Origin of the sequence: Mesorhizobium sp. M1027, assembly GCF_040318745.1 — a bacterium.
In the GTDB taxonomy this organism is placed as follows: domain Bacteria; phylum Pseudomonadota; class Alphaproteobacteria; order Rhizobiales; family Rhizobiaceae; genus Mesorhizobium.
Map to the genome: position 1 here is coordinate 659211 of NZ_JAMYMW010000001.1, position 17242 is coordinate 676452.

Here is a 17242-nt window from a genome sequence, read left to right on the forward strand (position 1 = left end):
CGGTCCGGCGTTGTCAACAAACACTCTAGAAATGCCGATAAGGCCTACGGATGCCGAAGCCTTCGAACCGTTTGGTACTGGCCTTGGCGCGGATGCGCTGTGCCTCCTGATGCAACCCGAATACGGTAGCGATCAGCATGGCGACGGTCATTGCGGTGGCAAGCATGTAGATCAGCATGTGCGTGTTCTCCTGCGCCTAACAACGAGCAGGTGGGTGTTTGGTTTCATCTTTTGCAGCTGCAACTTAGTGAACACTGCGTGAAGCCGTTGTGAGCGGCACATTCATCTGTCGTTCACGTCGGCCAAAAGGTTCATGGGGCGGGTCTGTCGATCGGATTTGCCTTTAGGGGAGAGGCTCGCTAGAAGCACCTGCCATGACCGAACGCATCGCCCTTTATGCTGGCTCTTTCGACCCGCTGACCAACGGGCATCTCGACGTGCTGAAGGCATCGCTGGCCGTGGCGGATACAATCTATGCGGCGATCGGCACCCATCCCGGCAAGAAGCCGTTGTTTTCCTTGGAAGAACGGGTTGGCCTGATCGAAACGGCCGCAAAGGCGGAATTCGGCAGCGACGGTGCGCGTATCAAAGTGGTCGCCTTCGACGGGCTGGTCATCGATGCGGCCAGGAAGCATGGCGCCTCGATCATGATCCGCGGCCTGCGCGACGGCACCGATCTTGACTATGAGATGCAGATGGCCGGCATGAACGAGACCATGGCGCCGGAGCTGCAGACGGTGTTCCTGCCCGCCAGCCCCTCGGTGCGCACCATTACCGCCACACTTGTGCGCCAGATAGCTTCGATGGGAGGCGACATCCGCCCCTTCGTGCCGACGGCCGTGGCCGGCGCGCTCGCCGCCAAATTCGCGAAATAAATGCATGTCACCCAAAAGTGGAACCCGGCTTTGGGTAACGACATGCATGAACGAAGATATTCGGAGAAAGATCCCATGCAGCTGAAAAAGCTTGCCTTCTTGCTTGCCGTGTTTGCCGGTCTTGTGACCGCATCCGTGTCGGCCTTTGCCGCTGATCCGGAAAACACTATGATCGTAACGCTGAAGGACGGCGACGTGACCATCGCGCTGAGGCCCGACCTTGCGCCGAAACACGTCGCGCAGATCAAAAAGCTGGTGCGCCAGGGCGCCTACGACAACGTCGCCTTTCACCGCGTCATCGACGGCTTCATGGCGCAGACCGGCGACGTCAAGTTCGGCAACATGAAGAGCGGCTTCAATGCCGACGCTGTCGGCACCGGCGGCTCCGATCTTCCTGACCTGCCGGCCGAATTCTCCAGTACCGAGCACTACCAGCGCGGCGTGGTCGGCATGGCCCGCTCCGACGATCCGAATTCCGCCAATTCGCAATTCTTCATCATGTTCGCGCCGGCACCGCCGCTCGATGGCCAGTACACCATCGTTGGCAATGTCGTCAGCGGCATGGAGCTGGTGGACCACATCAAGAAAGGCGACGAGGCGCAGAACGGGACGGTGACCGATCCCGATCGCATGATCAAGGTGCGCATCGCCGCCGACGGCAAGTAAACCCAAGTTTCAAAAGGATATTTCTGACATGGCCGAAATCAAGGACCGCGAGAACGCGCTTATCATGGACACGACCAAGGGCAAGGTCGTCATCGAATTGTTTCCAGATCTGGCGCCCGGCCATGTCGGCCGTATCAAGGAGCTAGCACGCGAAGGCGCCTATGACGGCGTGGTCTTCCACCGCGTCATCGACGGCTTCATGGCGCAGACCGGCGACGTGAAGTTCGGCAATTCCAACAAGCCGTCTTTCGCGCCGTCGCGCGCCGGCACTGGCGGTTCCGACAAGCCCGATCTGAAGGCCGAGTTCTCCAACGCCAACCATGGCCGCGGCACCTGTTCGATGGCGCGCTCGCAAAACCCGAACTCGGCCAATTCGCAGTTCTTCATCTGCTTCGACGACGCCGCCTTCCTCAACCGCCAGTACACTGTATGGGGCCAGGTCATCGAAGGCATGGACAATGTCGACAAGATCAAGCGCGGCGAACCGGTGCAGGACCCCGACAAGATCGTATCGCTCAAGGTTGCGGCCGACGTGAAGTGACCAGCCGGGCTGTCGCGGCCATCGCACTTGTGCTCGTCGCGGCGGCCACTCCGGCGCTGGCGACGGAATCGATCGTTTGCAGCGCCGACGGCGGCGCGGCATCGATTGATGTTTTGATGGGACACACGGCCGTCATTGCGGTGGCGCGGGTGTGGCTGGATGCCGGCGGCAAGACATGGACCACGGACGGCCAGCCAGGCTCAGCGAAAGTCATCGTTGGACAGGCATTCGAAGACGACGAGCGCATGCTGATCGATCTCACTGATGAGGGCCTCAGCTCGATCGTCGCCAAATTGCGGCTGGTCAAGGCCAGCGAGCAGTCCAGTTTCGCGATGGGCGGTACGCTGAGCATAGACAGTGTCGGTGCCTGGGCGGTGACCTGCCCGGAACCTTGAGGCGGGGTTTTCTTGCGCGTCGACCTTTTCGACTTCGATCTGCCGGAAGAACGCATCGCGCTTCGCCCAGCCGAGCCGCGCGACAGCGCCAGGATGCTGGTGGTCAGGCCGGGTGAGGGGCTCGAAGACCGGACGGTGCGCGACCTGCCGGCCCTGCTCAAGGCTGGTGATGTGCTGGTCTTCAACGACACCAAGGTCATTCCGGCACAATTGAAGGGCATCAGGCGGCGCGGCGAAGCAGCAGCGCAGGTCGAAGCCACGCTGCATATGCGGACGGCGCCCGACCGCTGGCTCGCCTTCATGCGTCCGGGCAAGCGCATCGCAGCCGGTGACCGCATCCATTTCGGTCATGATGCCAATTCCTGCTTTCTCGGCCAACTCGATGCAACCGTGATCGAGAAGGGGGAAGGCGGCGAGGTGCTGCTCGGCTTCGACCTGTCAGGTCCGTTCCTCGACGAGGCACTGCACGCTGTCGGCCACATCCCGCTGCCGCCCTACATCGCCTCCAAGCGTGACGACGACGAACGCGACCGAAGCGATTACCAGACCATTTATGCCAGGGAGGAGGGCGCGGTCGCCGCGCCGACGGCAGGGCTGCATTTCACGCCGGAGCTGTTTGCGACGCTCGACGCCAAGGGCATAGAGCGCCGTTTCGTCACGCTGCATGTCGGCGCCGGTACGTTCCTGCCGGTGAAGGCGGACGACACCGCCGACCACAAGATGCACGCCGAGACCGGTTCGGTCAGCGCGGAAACCGCCGAGGCGCTGAATGCGGCGAAAGCAAAAGGAGGGCGCATTATCGCTGTCGGCACGACATCGCTGCGCTTGCTGGAGAGCGCGGCTGGCGAGGAGGGCAGGCTGGCCGCATGGTCAGGCCCGACCGACATCTTCATCACCCCCGGCTATCGCTTCAAGACCGCCGACATGCTGATGACCAATTTCCATCTGCCGCGTTCGACGCTGTTCATGCTGGTTTCGGCCTTCTGCGGTTTGCAGACGATGCGGGCGGCCTATGCGCATGCCATCGAGAATCGCTACAGGTTTTATTCCTATGGAGACGCAAGTCTTCTGTTCAGGGAGGATAGTAATGGACGATGACCTGGAAACCTTCGACCGCGAAGCATTGATCGGCGAAGTCAGGAAATTACGCGCCGGCATCCGCCAACACCGCGACGCCACCGGCCATGATCTGTGCTGGCATCATCCCGACCTGTGGTCGCTTTTGCCCGAAAAGACCGAGCCGGCGATTGCAGTGCCGCCGTGGCCGAAATTCATGCGCGGCTGCATCCGCTACCGTCAATCGCTCGATAAGCAAGCTCCGGACGCGCCGGTATTCGACAAGGAGTTCGATGGCTAGGGAATTCAATGACTGACGCATTCACCTTCAAGGTGCTGGCGACCGAGGGCAGGGCGCGGCGTGGTGCAATCACCATGCCGCGCGGGGAAATCCGCACGCCTGCCTTCATGCCGGTCGGTACCGGCGGCACGGTGAAGGCGATGTATATGGATCAGGTGCGCGGCGTTGGCTCGGACATCATCCTCGGCAACACCTATCATCTGATGCTGAGGCCCGGCGCCGAGCGCGTGGCACGGCTCGGCGGCCTGCACGAATTCGCCCGCTGGCCGCATCCGATCCTGACTGACAGCGGCGGCTTCCAGGTGATGTCGCTATCGAAGCTGAGGAAACTGACCGAGAACGGCGTGACCTTCCGTTCGCATATCGACGGCGGCGCCTTCGAGATGTCGCCGGAGCGTTCGATTGAGATCCAGGGGCTGCTCGATTCCGACATCCAGATGCAGCTCGATGAATGCACGGCTCTGCCGGCCAAGCAGAACGAGATCGAGCGTGCCATGGAGTTGTCGTTGCGCTGGGCCGAGCGTTGCAAGACGGCATTCGGCGAGCAGCCCGGCAAGGCGATGTTCGGCATTGTACAAGGCGGCGACGTGCCGGATCTGCGGCTGCGCTCGGCGCAGGCGCTGAAGGCAATGGAGCTGAAGGGCTACGCGATCGGCGGGCTGGCTGTCGGCGAGCCGCAAGCGGTGATGCTGGAGATGCTCGACATCACTTGCCCGGAGCTGCCGGTTGAGCGGCCGCGCTACCTGATGGGTGTCGGCACGCCGGACGACATCTTGAAGTCGGTAGCGCGCGGCATCGACATGTTCGATTGCGTGATGCCGACGCGGGCAGGGCGCCACGGTCTTGCCTACACGCGGCGCGGCAAGGTCAATCTTCGCAACGCCCGCCATGCCGACGATCCGCGTCCGCTCGATGAGGAAAGCGACTGCCCGGCCGCACGCGACTATTCGCGCGCCTATCTGCACCATCTGGTGCGCTCGCAAGAGGCACTTGGGGCGATGCTCCTTACCTGGAACAATCTGTCCTATTACCAGCAGCTGATGCGCGACATTCGTGAAGCGATCGAGGCTGGCAGGTTGGAAGCACGCTCAGCTGAGATTTCCGAAAGCTGGAGGCGGGGCGATCTCCCAGTGAGGTGATCGAAGGCTCAAGTGCTGAGCGACGTGGACGCGCGCAGGCTGCAGCCGGTGATCCGAAAGCTGCCGTCAGGCTGTAGTTCGAGCGTGTAGACCGCCTCGTAGTCCTTGCCATCCGGGCCGACGATCAGCACTTGCTGGATGATCGAGGTCGGGCTCGTCTCGCGAACCTTGCCGAAGGAGTAGGTCTGCGGCTGGCGCACCGGCGGATAGCCGTTGGTCACCATGTTCATGAAGGTATCGACGGTCGGAAAGATGCGCTTCACATTCGGTGCGGCAAAGCTGTAGGCCGTCATTCCGTCATTGGCGATGAACGCCCTCAACTGACCATCGATGACCGTCTGCGCCGCTTTGACTTCGGCGTCGCCAGCAAAGGCCTGGGATGCGAAAATGAATGGAACGACTGCGAATGCGAAAAACGCGCGGCGCATGGCCTGTCTCCGTTGTCCCCGAGAAATCGCTGCCTGAAGGTACATGATACCATACGCTTTGCCGTGCTTCAGGGTTTCAGCCGAGCGTAAACATTCGGCGTGGCAGTCCGTGTCCGAGCCGAGAAAGCATTGTCGAGGCGAGACAGCCTGAGCGATTGGCGATGCTTGAAAGCCGGGCGGCAGTCTGCCACAACGGCCGCTCGATTAGAGCGTGCGATGTTGGACAGGACCAGGCAATGAAGGCATTTTTCGTGCAGATAAAGTGCGATCTGGGCAAGGCCTACGACGTTGCCAGCGCCCTGGCCGATGCCGAGATTGCTTCGGAAATCTACTCGACAGCCGGCAACTACGACCTGCTCGCCAAATTCTATGTCGACGATGAGGAAGACATCGGCCACTTCGTCAACGAGAAAGTGCAGATTCTCCCGGGCATCAAGGATACGTTTACGGTCGTCACCTTTCGCGCGTTTTGATCTCCATCCGACATTTGCCCGGACACCAGGCAAAGCCTGATCAAGGCCCTATTGGTGCTGCCTTAATTTTAGGCAACCGCGATATACTGATCGCCGGCGCCCGCCAAATCGCCGATTGCGCTTGATTTTCTCCAGCGAGGCCAGTGAAATGGCGTCACAGGGGAGTATGCGATTGGCAGCGTTCGACGAAATGCTTCCGGAAGTTTCCGGGCTGAGAAAACCGTATTCGGCTTACGATCGCTGGCTGAAGGAACAGGACCCGGCCAGACTTACCGAGAAGATGCAGGACGCCGAACGCGTCTTTCGCAAGACAGGCATCACTTTCGCCGTCTACGGCGAGCAGGAAGCATCGGAGCGGCTGATACCCTTCGACATCGTTCCGCGCATCATTTCGGGCAATGAATGGCGACGGCTAACGCAAGGCATCGAGCAGCGCGTCCAGGCGCTGAATGCCTTTCTCGACGACATCTACCATCGCCAGGAGATCTTGCGCGCCGGCCGGGTGCCGAAGGAGTTGATCGCCAGGAACGAGGCGTTCCTGCCCGAGATGATCGGGGTGCGGCCGCCGGCCGGCGTCTATACCCACATCATCGGCGTCGACATCGTACGCATTAGCGAGAACGAGTTCTACGTACTGGAGGACAATGCGCGCACGCCGTCCGGCGTCTCCTACATGCTGGAGAACCGCGAGACGATGATGCAGCTGTTTCCCGAGTTGTTCCAGCAGATCAAGGTGCGGCCGGTGGAGAATTACCCGCAGCTCCTGCGCCAGTCGCTGGCGGCGGTACGGCCGCAAAGCACCAAGGGCACGCCGACGATTGCCGTGCTGACGCCGGGCAGCTTCAACTCAGCTTATTTCGAACATGCTTTCCTTGCCGACCAGATGGGCGTGCAGCTCGTCGAAGGGCAGGATCTGCGCGTCGTCGATGGCCATGTCGCGATGCGCACGACCGAGGGCTACAAGCAGATCGACGTGCTATACCGGCGTGTCGACGACTCGTTCCTCGATCCGCTGACCTTCCGCCCCGACTCGGCACTTGGCGTGCCGGGCATTATGGACGTCTACCGCGCCGGCAACATCACGATCGCCAATGCGCCGGGAACCGGCATCGCTGACGATAAGGCGATCTATTCGTACATGCCCGAGATCGTCGAATTCTACACCGGCCGCAAGGCGATGCTCGGCAACATCCCGACCTGGCGCTGCTCGGAGCCGGACAGCCTGAAATACGTGCTCGAGCACATTGATGAACTGGTCATCAAGGAGGTCCACGGGTCCGGCGGTTACGGCATGCTGGTCGGTCCGGCGGCGACCAAGAAGGAATGCGAGGATTTTTCGAAAAAGCTCGCGGCAAAACCGTCGAACTACATTGCTCAGCCGACGCTGGCGCTGTCGACCTGTCCGATCCTGACGGACAAGGGGCTGGCGCCGCGCCATGTCGATCTGCGCCCCTATGTGCTGGTTTCCGACCGTATCCAGATCGTGCCCGGCGGGCTGACCCGAGTAGCGCTCAAGGAAGGCTCGCTGGTCGTCAATTCCTCGCAAGGCGGGGGCACAAAGGATACGTGGGTGTTGGATGATTAGAGTGGAAGTAGTGAATAGTGAATAGTGAATAGATAAGGATATATATTGTTGATGTTGGTGAAATGGCCTGAAGTGAAGCACGCGGCATCGTGGCCTAAAGTCTGGATAGTCACCATTCACCGTCCACCATCCACCATTCGCCACAGGACCGCCTGACATGCTTCTCGGTCGCACCGCCAACGGGCTCTATTGGATGAACCGCTATATCGAGCGGGCGGAAAACATGGCGCGGCTGGTGGACGCCGGCTTGCGCATGGCGTTGACTCGTACTCAGAACGCTTCGGAGGAGTGGAATTCGGTGCTGCTCAGCGCCGGTTCGGACGCCAGCTTCACGCAGAAATATTCCGACTACACCGCCGCCAATGTCGCCGACTATCTGCTGCGCGACACATCGAACCCGTCGAGCACGATGTCGTCTATCGAAACGGCCCGTAACAATGCCCGCATGGTGCGTACCGCGTTGACGCGTGAAACCTGGGAAAGCATCAACGAAGCCTGGATGTCGCTGAAGCGGATGCTGGCCAAGCCGATCGACGAGCGCGACCTGCCCAACGCGCTCGATGCAATCAAACGCGAGACGGCGCTGATCCGCGGCTCGTTCTACGGCACGATGCTGCGCAACGAGATTTTCGATTTTTCGCAGCTCGGCACTTATGTCGAACGCGCCGACAACACCGCGCGCATCCTGGATGTGAAATACTACGTGCTGTTGCCGTCGATCTCCTGGGTCGGCTCGACGCTCGACAACTACCAGTGGGAATCGATCCTGCGCTCGGTGTCGGCGCACCGTTCCTACCGCTGGGTCTATGACGCCGACTACAAGCCGAGCAACATCGCCGATTATCTGATCCTCAACGTCCGCATGCCGCGCTCGCTGACCTTTTGCTACCGCTTCCTGACGGAGCATCTCAAATTCCTGGGTGACGACTATGGTGAGCGCCACGCCTGCCATGCGACGGCTGCCAAGACCCAGGCCATGCTTACGGCCGGCTCGATCAAGGATATTTTCGACGCCGGTCTGCATGAATTCCTGGCCAATTTCATCCGCGACAACACCAGGCTCGGCGACGAGATCGCGCAGGATTACAGGTTCTATTGAGCATGACCCCAAAAAGCGGAGACCGGTTTTCGGAAAAGCTCATGCTCCAGGGACGAGTGCGATGCGGCTGAAGATCACCCACCGGACCGAATACCGCTACGATGCGCCGGTGCATTATTTGTTGCAGCGTTTGCGGCTGCTCCCGGTGAACGGGCGCACCCAGACGGTACTGTCCTGGGCGCTGAAGATCGAAGGCGCACGCGAGGAAGTGCGCTTCACCGACCATTTCGGCAATGATACCCGGCTGTTGAGCGTCGAGGGTGAGCGCGACTTCATCACCGTCGAAGCAGCCGGCGAAGTGGTGACGCGCGACACCGCCGGCGTCTGCGGGCCGCACCAGGGTTTCGTGCCGCTCTGGCTGTTCGGCCACGAAACGCCGCTGACGACGATCGGCAGCGGCATTCGCGAGCTTGCTACCTCGGTCGGCAAGGGCACCGACATCGAAAGGCTGCACCGGTTGATGGCGATGATCGGCGAGCGCGTCGCTTATACGCCGGGCACCACCAACGCGACGACGCCGGCCGAAGAGGCCCTGGCGCTCAAGACCGGCGTTTGCCAGGACCACAGCCACATCTTCGTTGCCGCGGCGCGCGCGATGGATTTTCCGGCGCGCTATGTCAGTGGCTACCTGATGATGGATGCAGCGATCGAGCAGGCGGCAAGCCACGCCTGGGCCGAGGCGCATGTCTCGGGCCTCGGCTGGGTCGCCTTCGACGTCGCCAACGGCATTTCTCCCGACGAGCGTTATGTAAAGGTGGCGACTGGCCGCGATTATCGCGACGCCACACCGGTATCGGGAATTCGGCTGGGACAGGCGGAAGAACAGCTTGCCGTCACCGTCACCGTGGAGCAGTAATCTCCGCCAAGATTGTTGCCAAAGAGATTCGATGACCTATTGCGTCGGCCTGAAGATCGATCGCGGGCTCGTGTTCATGTCGGACACGCGCACCAACGCCGGCATGGATTCGATCTCGACCTTCAGGAAGATGCATGTCTGGGAAGAGCCGGGCGAGCGCGTCATCGTTTTGATGTCGGCCGGCAATCTGGCGACGACGCAGGCCGTAGTCAGCCTGCTCGACGAACGCACCAAGGCAGTGGCGGAGCGCCGTGCCACGCTGCTCGAAACGCCTTCCATGTACCAGACAGTGCGGCTGGTCGGAGACACCGTCAAGGAGGTCATCGCCAGTTCGTCGCCGGCGGGCGAAAAGGCGGATTCCTATTTCAACGCCTCCTTCATCCTCGGCGGTCAGATCAAGGGCAGCGCGCCGCGCCTGTTCATGATCTATCCGGAAGGCAATTTCATCGAATCCACCGACGATACGCCGTTCTTCCAGATCGGTGAGACCAAATACGGCAAGCCGATCATCATCCGCGCTTATGAAAGGACGATGAGTTTCGCCGAGACGGTGAAGTTGCTGCTTGTGTCGTTCGACTCGACGCTGAAGTCGAACCTGTCGGTCGGCCTGCCGCTCGACCTGCTGTTCTATGAAAAGGACACCTTCAAGGTCGGCCTCAAAAAGCGAATAACCCAGGATGATCAATATTATCGCACGATCTCGGATAGCTGGTCGAACGCGCTGAAGACTGCCTTTGCCAGCTTGCCTGATTTTCCCGAATGAAAACCTTCGTTTTTCGTGCTCTTTGATGACGGCTCGACGAGGCGCTACGGAGGCGAAGATGAATAGCAACGAATTCCGCGAATGGTCGCTGCGAGCGGCCGAGTGGGGCGCCGACTACAGAGACAGCCTTCGCGAAAGACCGGTGCGGCCGTTTGTCGAGCCGGGCGAAATCTTCAGAAGCATCGATGTTGCGCCGCCGGAAAACGGCGAAACGATGCAGGCAATCTTCGCCGATTTCGAGCAAAAGATTCTGCCGGGCATGACGCACTGGCAGCATCCGCGTTTCTTCGCCTATTTCCCGGCCAATGCGGCACCGGCCTCGGTCGTGGCCGAGTATCTGGTTTCCGCCATGGCTGCGCAATGCATGCTTTGGCAGACCTCGCCGGCGGCAACCGAACTCGAGACGCGTGTCGTCGACTGGATGCGGCAGGCGCTTGGTCTGCCGGAGGGATTTTCCGGCGTCATGCAGGATTCGGCTTCGTCAGCGACGCTTGCCGCCGTGCTGACCATGCGCGAGCGCGCGCTCGACTGGCAAGGTAACAAGAACGGCTTGCAAGGCCAGCCGGTCGTGCGGGTCTATTCTTCCGGCCAAGTCCATACTTCCATCGACCGGGCGATCTGGGTGTCGGGCATCGGCGAGGCGAACCTCGTGCGCATTCCGGTCGCCGGACGCTTCCGCGCCATGCAGACGGCGGCTCTGGAAGCCGCGATCGTCACCGACCGCGAAAACGGCATGCTGCCGGCGGGGATCATCGCCAGCGTCGGTGGCACAAGTACCGGCGGCACCGACGATGTGGCGGCTGTTGCCGCGGTGGCTAAGCGGCACGGGCTCTACCTGCATGTCGATGCCGCATGGGCTGGCTCCGCCATGATCTGCCCCGAGTTCCGGCATTTCTGGGCAGGCGCCGAACATGCGGATTCCATTGTTTTCAACCCGCATAAATGGCTTGGCGCACAGTTCGATTGCTCGATGCAGTTCATCCGTCAGCCGGAAGACCTCGTGCGCACGCTGGCGATCAAGCCCGAATTCCTGAAAACGCATGGCCGCGACGGAGTCATCAACTACTCCGAATGGTCGGTGCCGCTTGGCCGGAGGTTCCGCGCGCTGAAACTTTGGTTCCTGCTGCGTTCACATGGCTTGGAAAATCTGCGGACCATGGTCCGCAACCATGTCGCCTGGAGCGAGAGCCTCGCCGCAAGGCTGGCAAGGGAACCGGATTTTGAGATCGTCACGGAGCCGATGCTGTCGCTGTTCTCGTTCCGGCATCTCGCGGCTGCGGGCACCGACTCTGACGAACACAATTTGCGGTTGGTCAGCGCGATCAACGATGACGGCCGCATCTACCTGACGCAAACCCGGGTGGACGGGAAGGTGGCGATCCGCTTTCAGGTCGGGCAGTTCGAAACGACAGCGGCGGATGTCGATACTGCTTTCGAGGTCATTACTGAAATTGCGCGTGGCCTGGGTTGACCGGCATCATCAAGGTTGCGCCGGGGCTTTTCTTGCAGTCACCTGATCTTCCTGTTCATGGCTTTCGTTTTCCGTTATAGACAAGTAAAACGAAAACGAGAGGTTGCTAGATGTATCTGTCGCCGCGTCATTCCGAAATCATCCAGATGGCCAAGGACCATGGCCGCGTACTGGTCGAGGAGTTGGCGACGCATTTCAACGTGACGCCGCAGACGATCCGCAAGGATCTCAACGATCTCTGCGACCAGCGGCTTTTGTCTCGCATTCATGGCGGGGCATTGTTCCCGTCCGGCATCGAGAACATGGAGTATGAGGCTCGGCGCAAGATCGCCGCCGAGGAGAAGGAGGCGATCGGCCGCGCAGCAGCCCGGCTGATCCCCGACAACGCCTCTCTTTTCATCAATATCGGGACAACGACGGAAGCTGTCAGCAAGTCGCTGCTCGATCACAGCGGCTTGATGGTCATCACCAATAACATCAATGTTGCCAACAGGATGCGCGTATATCCTTCGATCGAGGTGGTGATTGCCGGCGGTGTCGTACGCGGTTCCGACGGCGGTGTGGTCGGCGAGGCAGCGGTCGATTTCATCCGGCAGTTCAAGGTCGATTTTGCGGTGATCGGCGCCTCGGCCATCGATCATGACGGCGCACTGCTCGACTTTGATTTTCGCGAGGTGAAGGTGGCCCAGGCGATCATCGCCAACGCGCGGCATGTGATCCTCGTGTCGGACCAGACCAAATTCGAGCGCACCGCGCCCGTCCGCATCGGCCATCTGTCGCAGGTAAACACCTTTATCACCGATCGTTGCGGCATCCCATCGGTGCGTAGGATCTGCCAGGAGGCAGAAGTTCAGCTGATCGAAACGTCGCTCTCCTAGAGATGCCGTTGCGGCATCTGTCGCCAAGATATTTCGTTTGACATTCGTTATCATTTCGAAATAATCCCCGTACGGTTTCGCAAGAACCCAAAAATGCCGCAATGCGAAATCGAGGGAGGACTCTTTGGGCGCATCACCGATCCATGACATTTTCGTCATCGGTGGCGGCATCAATGGCTGCGGCATCGCCCGCGATGCCGTTGGGCGGGGGTTTTCGGTATTTCTTGCCGAGATGAACGATCTGGCCAGCGGAACCTCTTCCGGTTCGACCAAACTGATCCATGGCGGCTTGCGCTATCTCGAATTCTACGAGTTTCGCCTGGTGCGCGAAGCGCTGATGGAACGCGAGGTCCTGTGGAGGAACGCGCCGCATATCATCTGGCCGATGCGCTTCGTGCTGCCATACGCCAAGGGGCTGCGTCCGGCCTGGCTGATCCGGCTCGGGCTTTTCCTCTACGACCATATTGGCGGGCGCAAATTGCTGCCGCCGACGAAAACGCTGGACATGGCCAAGGATCCCGCCGGCAAACCGCTGAAGCCGCTGTTTCGAAAGGCGTTCGAATATTCGGACGGTTGGGTCAACGATGCCCGGCTGGTTGTGTTGAACGCCCGCGACGCTGCCGAGCGCGGCGCAACCATTCGAACCCGAACAAAGGTCGTCAGCGCACGCCGCGAAGGCAATCTCTGGACGGTCAGGCTTGAAAACGTGCGGACCGGCGATACCGAGGAGGTCAAGGCGCGGCTGCTGGTCAATGCCGCCGGCCCGTGGGTCGATCAGGTGCTGTCGGCCACCGTCGGCTTGAACGACGTGCACAATGTCCGCCTCGTGCAAGGCAGCCACATCGTCGTTGGCAAGAAATTCGACGATCCACGCGCCTATTTCTTTCAGAACAAGGACGGGCGCATCATTTTCGCCATCCCCTATGAAGACGAGTTCACGCTCATCGGCACCACCGACCGGGACTATCCCGGCGATCCGCACGACGTCAGGATCAGTGATGCCGAGATCGACTATCTCTGCGCTGCGGCAAGCGAATATTTCGCGCAGCCGGTCAAGCCGTCGGATATCGTTTGGACCTATTCCGCGGTGCGCCCGCTCTACGACGATGGCGCCTCAAAGGCGCAGGAAGCCACCCGCGACTATGTGCTGAAGGCCGATGGAGGCGAGGGTGCCGCCCCGATCGTCAATGCCTTTGGCGGCAAGATCACCACCTACCGCCGATTGTCGGAATCGATGCTGGAGAAGATCGAGGGTTTTCTCGGCAAGCGCGGTAAGCCATGGACGGCAAACGCGCCGCTGCCCGGCGGTGACTTTCCCGTCACCGGCTTCGATACCGAGGTGGCGAAACTGAAAACGGCGTACCCGTTCCTCGACGCCCGGCTGGCCCGCCGGTTGACCCGGCTCTACGGCACCCGCGCAAGGAAGCTGCTAGGCCTCGCCAAGTCGAACGTCGATCTTGGCCGCAACTTCGGCGCCGATCTGTACGAAGCCGAAGTGCGCTACCTCGCCGAAAACGAATGGGCGATGACTGCCGAGGATGTATTGTGGCGCCGGACCAAGCGCGGCCTGCGTCTCAGCCGTGAGCAGGCCGCAGTGCTCGACGAGTTCATGCGCGGAATAAGCCGGCAGCACGTAGCGGCTGCCGAATAGGGACGGCCGACTGATGCAGAAAGCCTGGGAGGAGGCATCATGCTTGAACTGAGAAACGTGACGAAGACGGTGGGTGCGGCGGAACATATCCGCGACGTCTCGCTGACGCTTCAGCACGGCTCGCTCAACGTCCTGCTCGGGCCGACGCTCTCCGGCAAGACCAGCCTGATGCGGCTGATGGCGGGCCTCGACGTGCCGACCTCGGGCTCGGTCTGGTTCGATGGCAAGGATGTCACCGGCATGCCGGTGCAAAAGCGCAACGTCGCCATGGTTTACCAGCAATTCATCAATTATCCGGCGATGACGGTCTACGAAAACATCGCCTCACCGTTGCGGGTAGCCGGCACGGATCAGGCAACGATCGACAGGGAGGTGCGCAATGCGGCCGCCCTTCTCAAACTCACGCCCTATCTCGACCGGACGCCTCTCAGTCTGTCGGGCGGCCAGCAGCAGCGCACCGCGCTGGCCCGCGCCATCGTCAAGAATGCCAGCCTCGTGCTGCTCGACGAGCCGCTCGCCAATCTCGACTACAAGCTGCGTGAAGAATTACGCGCGGAACTGCCGAAAGTCTTCGCGGCCGCCGGCACAATCTTTGTTTATGCCACGACCGAGCCGCACGAGGCCTTGCTGCTCGGCGGCAACACGGCAACGCTTTCCGAGGGCAGCATCACCCAGTTCGGGCCGACCATCGAAGTGTTCCGCAAACCCGTCGATCTGGTGACGGCGAGGACCTTCGCCGATCCGCCGCTCAACACCATCGTGCTTGCCAAGAAGGGCCTGGATTTCCTGCTCGAGGGCGGTGTGAAATTGCCGGTGCCGGCGGAACTCTTCGGCATTGCCGATGCGATCTATACGATCGGCTTCCAGCCGCATCATCTGTCCCTCGATCGGCCCAACGCCGCCGCAGTGCCGGTGCGCGCAAAGGTGACGATCACTGAGATCACCGGATCGGAAAGCTTCATCCATCTCGATTTTGCCGATGCGCGCTGGGTCATGCTGACCCACGGCATTCGCGACTTCGAGCCGGACGAGGAGGTCGAGGTGTTTATCGACCCGCGCCACATCATGGTCTTCGACGAGCACGGCCGCGCCGTGGCCGCGCCGAAGCTGGCAGCTTAGGAGGAAGCCATGGCGCGCATCGATGTCAATCATATCCGCCACTCCTATCTGCAGACCCCGCGCACGGATGCCGATTTCGCGTTGAAGGAAGTGCACCACACCTTCGAGGATGGCGGCGCTTATGCGCTGCTCGGCCCGTCCGGCTGCGGCAAGACTACGCTGCTCAACATCATTTCGGGATTGCTGCATCCCTCACACGGCCAGTTGCTGTTCAACGGCAGGAACGTGACCAATCTGTCGACCCAAGAGCGCAACATCGCCCAGGTCTTCCAGTTCCCGGTGATCTACGACACGATGACGGTCTACGACAATCTGGCCTTCCCGCTGCGCAATCGCGGCGTGCCGGAGGCCGACGTCGACCGTAAGGTGCGCGAAACGCTGGAGATGACCGGGCTGGCCGATATGGCCAAACGAAAGGCCCGCGGACTGACAGCCGATCAGAAGCAGAAGATCTCGCTCGGGCGCGGGCTGGTGCGCTCCGACGTCAACGCCATCCTGTTCGACGAGCCTTTGACCGTCATCGACCCGCATATGAAATGGGTGCTGCGCTCCCAGTTGAAGCAGCTTCACCGCCGCTTCGGCTACACCATGGTCTATGTCACGCACGATCAGACCGAGGCCTTGACCTTCGCTGACAGGGTGGTCGTCATGTATGACGGCGAAATCGTGCAGATCGGCACACCGGCAGAGCTGTTCGAGCGCCCGCGCCACACCTTTGTCGGCTATTTCATCGGCTCGCCCGGCATGAACGTCATGCCGGTGGCGATCGACGGCAAGACTGCGCGGCTGGGCTTGCAGCAGATCGAACTGCCGGGCGTGCCCAAGGCCGGTGGCGGCGCCATCGAGCTCGGCATCCGTCCCGAATATGTGCGCCTGGGCAGCCAGGGCATGGCCGTCCGGATCAGCAAGGTCGAGGACGTCGGCCGCCACAAGGTGGTCCGTGCCAATCTCGAAGGGCGCGAGATCGCCGCCGTCATCGGCGAGGACGAGACAGTTCCGGCTGATCCGAAGGTGCGGTTCGACCCAGCCGGCATCAACATCTATGCCGATTCCTGGCGCGTCGAGATGGGAGCCTGAAGTGGAAAAGACCTGGAACAACAGAGCCTGGTTCCTGGTGCTGCCGGTGCTGCTGCTGGTGGCGTTCTCGGCGGTCATACCGCTGATGACGGTCGTCAATTATTCGGTGCAGGACACTTTCGGCAATAACGTCTTCTTCTGGGCCGGCACGGAATGGTTCGAGGAACTGCTTTCCTCGAGCCGCTTCTGGCAGGCGATGATCCGCAACCTTGTCTTCTCCTTTATCATCCTGGCGATCGAAGTGCCGCTCGGCATCTTCATTGCGCTCAATATGCCGAAGAAGGGTTGGGGCGTGCCTGTGTGCCTTGTTTTGATGGCGTTGCCGCTGCTGATCCCGTGGAACGTCGTCGGCACCATCTGGCAGGTATTCGGGCGCAACGACATTGGCCTGCTCGGCTATTACGTCAACGCGCTCGGCATCGACTATAATTATGTGCAAGACCCATATGACGCCTGGGTCACGGTCATCATCATGGACGTCTGGCATTGGACCAGCCTCGTCGTCCTGCTCTGCTATGCCGGCCTGGTCTCGATCCCGGATGCCTTTTATCAGGCAGCCAAGATCGACGGTGCCTCGCGCTGGGCGGTGTTCCGCTACATCCAGCTGCCGAAGATGAACCGCGTGCTGCTGATCGCCGTGCTGCTGCGCTTCATGGATAGCTTCATGATCTACACGGAGCCGTTCGTGGTCACCGGTGGCGGCCCCGGCAACTCGACGACCTTTCTTTCGATTGATCTCGTCAAGACCGCGCTCGGCCAGTTCGACCTCGGCCCGGCGGCGGCGATGTCGCTGGTCTACTTCCTTATCGTCCTGCTGTTGTCGTGGGTGTTCTACACCGTGATGACCAATTATGACGCGGAGCGTTGAG

The 17242-nt window shown here is 60.9% G+C and carries 20 protein-coding genes; 18 read left to right on the forward strand and 2 right to left on the reverse strand.

The genetic code is table 11. The features are described 5' to 3' along the window. Nucleotides 1-25: 25 nt before the first annotated feature. The gene (locus tag NKH50_RS03115) at nucleotides 26-178 is read right to left on the reverse strand and encodes a hypothetical protein (protein WP_352876618.1); all 153 of its coding nucleotides are present in this window, start codon (nucleotides 176-178) and stop codon (nucleotides 26-28) included. Nucleotides 179-374: 196 nt separating this feature from the next. Here NKH50_RS03115 and coaD point away from each other — a divergent pair, with 196 nt between their 5' ends. The 7 genes from coaD (at nucleotide 375) to tgt (ending at nucleotide 4973) form a co-directional block, all read left to right on the forward strand. Next, nucleotides 375-875 carry a pantetheine-phosphate adenylyltransferase gene (gene coaD, locus NKH50_RS03120; protein ID WP_352876621.1) on the forward strand — a complete coding sequence of 167 codons (501 nt, stop codon included), beginning with the start codon at nucleotides 375-377 and terminating at the stop codon, nucleotides 873-875. Nucleotides 876-950: 75 nt separating this feature from the next. After that, nucleotides 951-1541: a peptidylprolyl isomerase gene (locus NKH50_RS03125; protein WP_254817364.1), complete on the forward strand. Its 591-nt coding sequence runs from the start codon at nucleotides 951-953 to the stop codon at nucleotides 1539-1541. Nucleotides 1542-1569: 28 nt separating this feature from the next. Beyond that, the gene (locus NKH50_RS03130; RefSeq protein WP_254817363.1) at nucleotides 1570-2082 is read left to right on the forward strand and encodes a peptidylprolyl isomerase; all 513 of its coding nucleotides are present in this window, start codon (nucleotides 1570-1572) and stop codon (nucleotides 2080-2082) included. Then, the gene (locus NKH50_RS03135) at nucleotides 2079-2477 is read left to right on the forward strand and encodes a hypothetical protein (protein ID WP_352876624.1); all 399 of its coding nucleotides are present in this window, start codon (nucleotides 2079-2081) and stop codon (nucleotides 2475-2477) included. The genes NKH50_RS03130 and NKH50_RS03135 overlap by 4 nt, the downstream gene beginning before the upstream one ends. 12 nt (nucleotides 2478-2489) lie before the next feature. After that, a complete protein-coding gene (gene queA / locus NKH50_RS03140; RefSeq protein WP_254817361.1) occupies nucleotides 2490-3575 on the forward strand; it encodes a tRNA preQ1(34) S-adenosylmethionine ribosyltransferase-isomerase QueA in 1086 nt (361 codons plus the stop codon). Then, nucleotides 3565-3834, forward strand: coding sequence for a hypothetical protein (locus tag NKH50_RS03145; RefSeq protein ID WP_254817360.1), 270 nt, complete (start codon nucleotides 3565-3567; stop codon nucleotides 3832-3834). The genes queA and NKH50_RS03145 overlap by 11 nt, the downstream gene beginning before the upstream one ends. Nucleotides 3835-3842: 8 nt before the next feature. Beyond that, nucleotides 3843-4973: a tRNA guanosine(34) transglycosylase Tgt gene (tgt, locus tag NKH50_RS03150; RefSeq protein WP_352876627.1), complete on the forward strand. Its 1131-nt coding sequence runs from the start codon at nucleotides 3843-3845 to the stop codon at nucleotides 4971-4973. An 8-nt stretch (nucleotides 4974-4981) separates the two neighbouring features. Here tgt and NKH50_RS03155 read toward each other — a convergent pair whose 3' ends face one another. Continuing rightward, on the reverse strand, nucleotides 4982-5401 hold the full coding sequence (locus NKH50_RS03155; protein ID WP_023674882.1) for a DUF4864 domain-containing protein: 420 nt from the start codon (nucleotides 5399-5401) through the stop codon (nucleotides 4982-4984). 236 nt (nucleotides 5402-5637) lie between these two features. On the opposite strand from NKH50_RS03155, the gene NKH50_RS03160 reads away from it, so the two are divergent. The 11 genes from NKH50_RS03160 (at nucleotide 5638) to NKH50_RS03210 (ending at nucleotide 17241) form a co-directional block, all read left to right on the forward strand. Continuing rightward, nucleotides 5638-5874 carry an Lrp/AsnC ligand binding domain-containing protein gene (locus NKH50_RS03160; protein WP_023674883.1) on the forward strand — a complete coding sequence of 79 codons (237 nt, stop codon included), beginning with the start codon at nucleotides 5638-5640 and terminating at the stop codon, nucleotides 5872-5874. A gap of 172 nt (nucleotides 5875-6046) precedes the next feature. Next, complete coding sequence (locus NKH50_RS03165) at nucleotides 6047-7459, forward strand: circularly permuted type 2 ATP-grasp protein (RefSeq protein WP_352478961.1); 1413 nt, start codon at nucleotides 6047-6049, stop codon at nucleotides 7457-7459. A 157-nt stretch (nucleotides 7460-7616) separates the two neighbouring features. Further along, entirely contained in the window at nucleotides 7617-8558 is a 942-nt protein-coding gene (locus tag NKH50_RS03170; RefSeq protein ID WP_023674885.1) for an alpha-E domain-containing protein, read from the forward strand. 61 nt (nucleotides 8559-8619) lie between these two features. After that, on the forward strand, nucleotides 8620-9414 hold the full coding sequence (locus tag NKH50_RS03175; RefSeq protein WP_352876629.1) for a transglutaminase family protein: 795 nt from the start codon (nucleotides 8620-8622) through the stop codon (nucleotides 9412-9414). A 31-nt stretch (nucleotides 9415-9445) separates the two neighbouring features. After that, nucleotides 9446-10177, forward strand: a complete 732-nt coding sequence (locus NKH50_RS03180) for a proteasome-type protease (RefSeq protein WP_254817354.1) — start codon at nucleotides 9446-9448, stop codon at nucleotides 10175-10177. A 58-nt stretch (nucleotides 10178-10235) separates the two neighbouring features. After that, nucleotides 10236-11648 carry a pyridoxal phosphate-dependent decarboxylase family protein gene (locus NKH50_RS03185; protein WP_352876631.1) on the forward strand — a complete coding sequence of 471 codons (1413 nt, stop codon included), beginning with the start codon at nucleotides 10236-10238 and terminating at the stop codon, nucleotides 11646-11648. A 110-nt stretch (nucleotides 11649-11758) separates the two neighbouring features. Then, nucleotides 11759-12526 carry a DeoR/GlpR family DNA-binding transcription regulator gene (locus NKH50_RS03190; RefSeq protein ID WP_352876634.1) on the forward strand — a complete coding sequence of 256 codons (768 nt, stop codon included), beginning with the start codon at nucleotides 11759-11761 and terminating at the stop codon, nucleotides 12524-12526. Nucleotides 12527-12650: 124 nt separating this feature from the next. Further along, nucleotides 12651-14177 (forward strand): glycerol-3-phosphate dehydrogenase, encoded by a 1527-nt coding sequence (gene glpD, locus NKH50_RS03195; protein WP_352645606.1) that lies wholly within the window; start codon nucleotides 12651-12653, stop codon nucleotides 14175-14177. A 39-nt stretch (nucleotides 14178-14216) separates the two neighbouring features. Then, complete coding sequence (locus NKH50_RS03200; RefSeq protein ID WP_254817350.1) at nucleotides 14217-15296, forward strand: ABC transporter ATP-binding protein; 1080 nt, start codon at nucleotides 14217-14219, stop codon at nucleotides 15294-15296. 9 nt (nucleotides 15297-15305) lie between these two features. Then, on the forward strand, nucleotides 15306-16373 hold the full coding sequence (locus NKH50_RS03205) for an ABC transporter ATP-binding protein (RefSeq protein WP_352876636.1): 1068 nt from the start codon (nucleotides 15306-15308) through the stop codon (nucleotides 16371-16373). 1 nt (nucleotide 16374) lies between these two features. After that, nucleotides 16375-17241, forward strand: coding sequence for a carbohydrate ABC transporter permease (locus NKH50_RS03210; RefSeq protein WP_023674893.1), 867 nt, complete (start codon nucleotides 16375-16377; stop codon nucleotides 17239-17241). The last annotated feature ends 1 nt before the right edge of the window (nucleotide 17242 follow it).

Excerpts from the sequence above, each read along its gene's own strand:
- NKH50_RS03115 (WP_352876618.1), bottom strand. The coding sequence starts at position 178 with ATGCTGATCTACATGCTTGCCACCGCAATGACCGTCGCCATGCTGATC.
- coaD (WP_352876621.1), top strand. The coding sequence starts at position 375 with ATGACCGAACGCATCGCCCTTTATGCTGGCTCTTTCGACCCGCTGACC.
- NKH50_RS03125 (WP_254817364.1), top strand. The coding sequence starts at position 951 with ATGCAGCTGAAAAAGCTTGCCTTCTTGCTTGCCGTGTTTGCCGGTCTT.
- NKH50_RS03130 (WP_254817363.1), top strand. The coding sequence starts at position 1,570 with ATGGCCGAAATCAAGGACCGCGAGAACGCGCTTATCATGGACACGACC.
- NKH50_RS03145 (WP_254817360.1), top strand. The coding sequence starts at position 3,565 with ATGGACGATGACCTGGAAACCTTCGACCGCGAAGCATTGATCGGCGAA.
- tgt (WP_352876627.1), top strand. The coding sequence starts at position 3,843 with ATGACTGACGCATTCACCTTCAAGGTGCTGGCGACCGAGGGCAGGGCG.
- NKH50_RS03155 (WP_023674882.1), bottom strand. The coding sequence starts at position 5,401 with ATGCGCCGCGCGTTTTTCGCATTCGCAGTCGTTCCATTCATTTTCGCA.
- NKH50_RS03160 (WP_023674883.1), top strand. The coding sequence starts at position 5,638 with ATGAAGGCATTTTTCGTGCAGATAAAGTGCGATCTGGGCAAGGCCTAC.
- NKH50_RS03170 (WP_023674885.1), top strand. The coding sequence starts at position 7,617 with ATGCTTCTCGGTCGCACCGCCAACGGGCTCTATTGGATGAACCGCTAT.
- NKH50_RS03175 (WP_352876629.1), top strand. The coding sequence starts at position 8,620 with ATGCGGCTGAAGATCACCCACCGGACCGAATACCGCTACGATGCGCCG.
- NKH50_RS03180 (WP_254817354.1), top strand. The coding sequence starts at position 9,446 with ATGACCTATTGCGTCGGCCTGAAGATCGATCGCGGGCTCGTGTTCATG.
- NKH50_RS03185 (WP_352876631.1), top strand. The coding sequence starts at position 10,236 with ATGAATAGCAACGAATTCCGCGAATGGTCGCTGCGAGCGGCCGAGTGG.
- NKH50_RS03190 (WP_352876634.1), top strand. The coding sequence starts at position 11,759 with ATGTATCTGTCGCCGCGTCATTCCGAAATCATCCAGATGGCCAAGGAC.
- NKH50_RS03200 (WP_254817350.1), top strand. The coding sequence starts at position 14,217 with ATGCTTGAACTGAGAAACGTGACGAAGACGGTGGGTGCGGCGGAACAT.
- NKH50_RS03205 (WP_352876636.1), top strand. The coding sequence starts at position 15,306 with ATGGCGCGCATCGATGTCAATCATATCCGCCACTCCTATCTGCAGACC.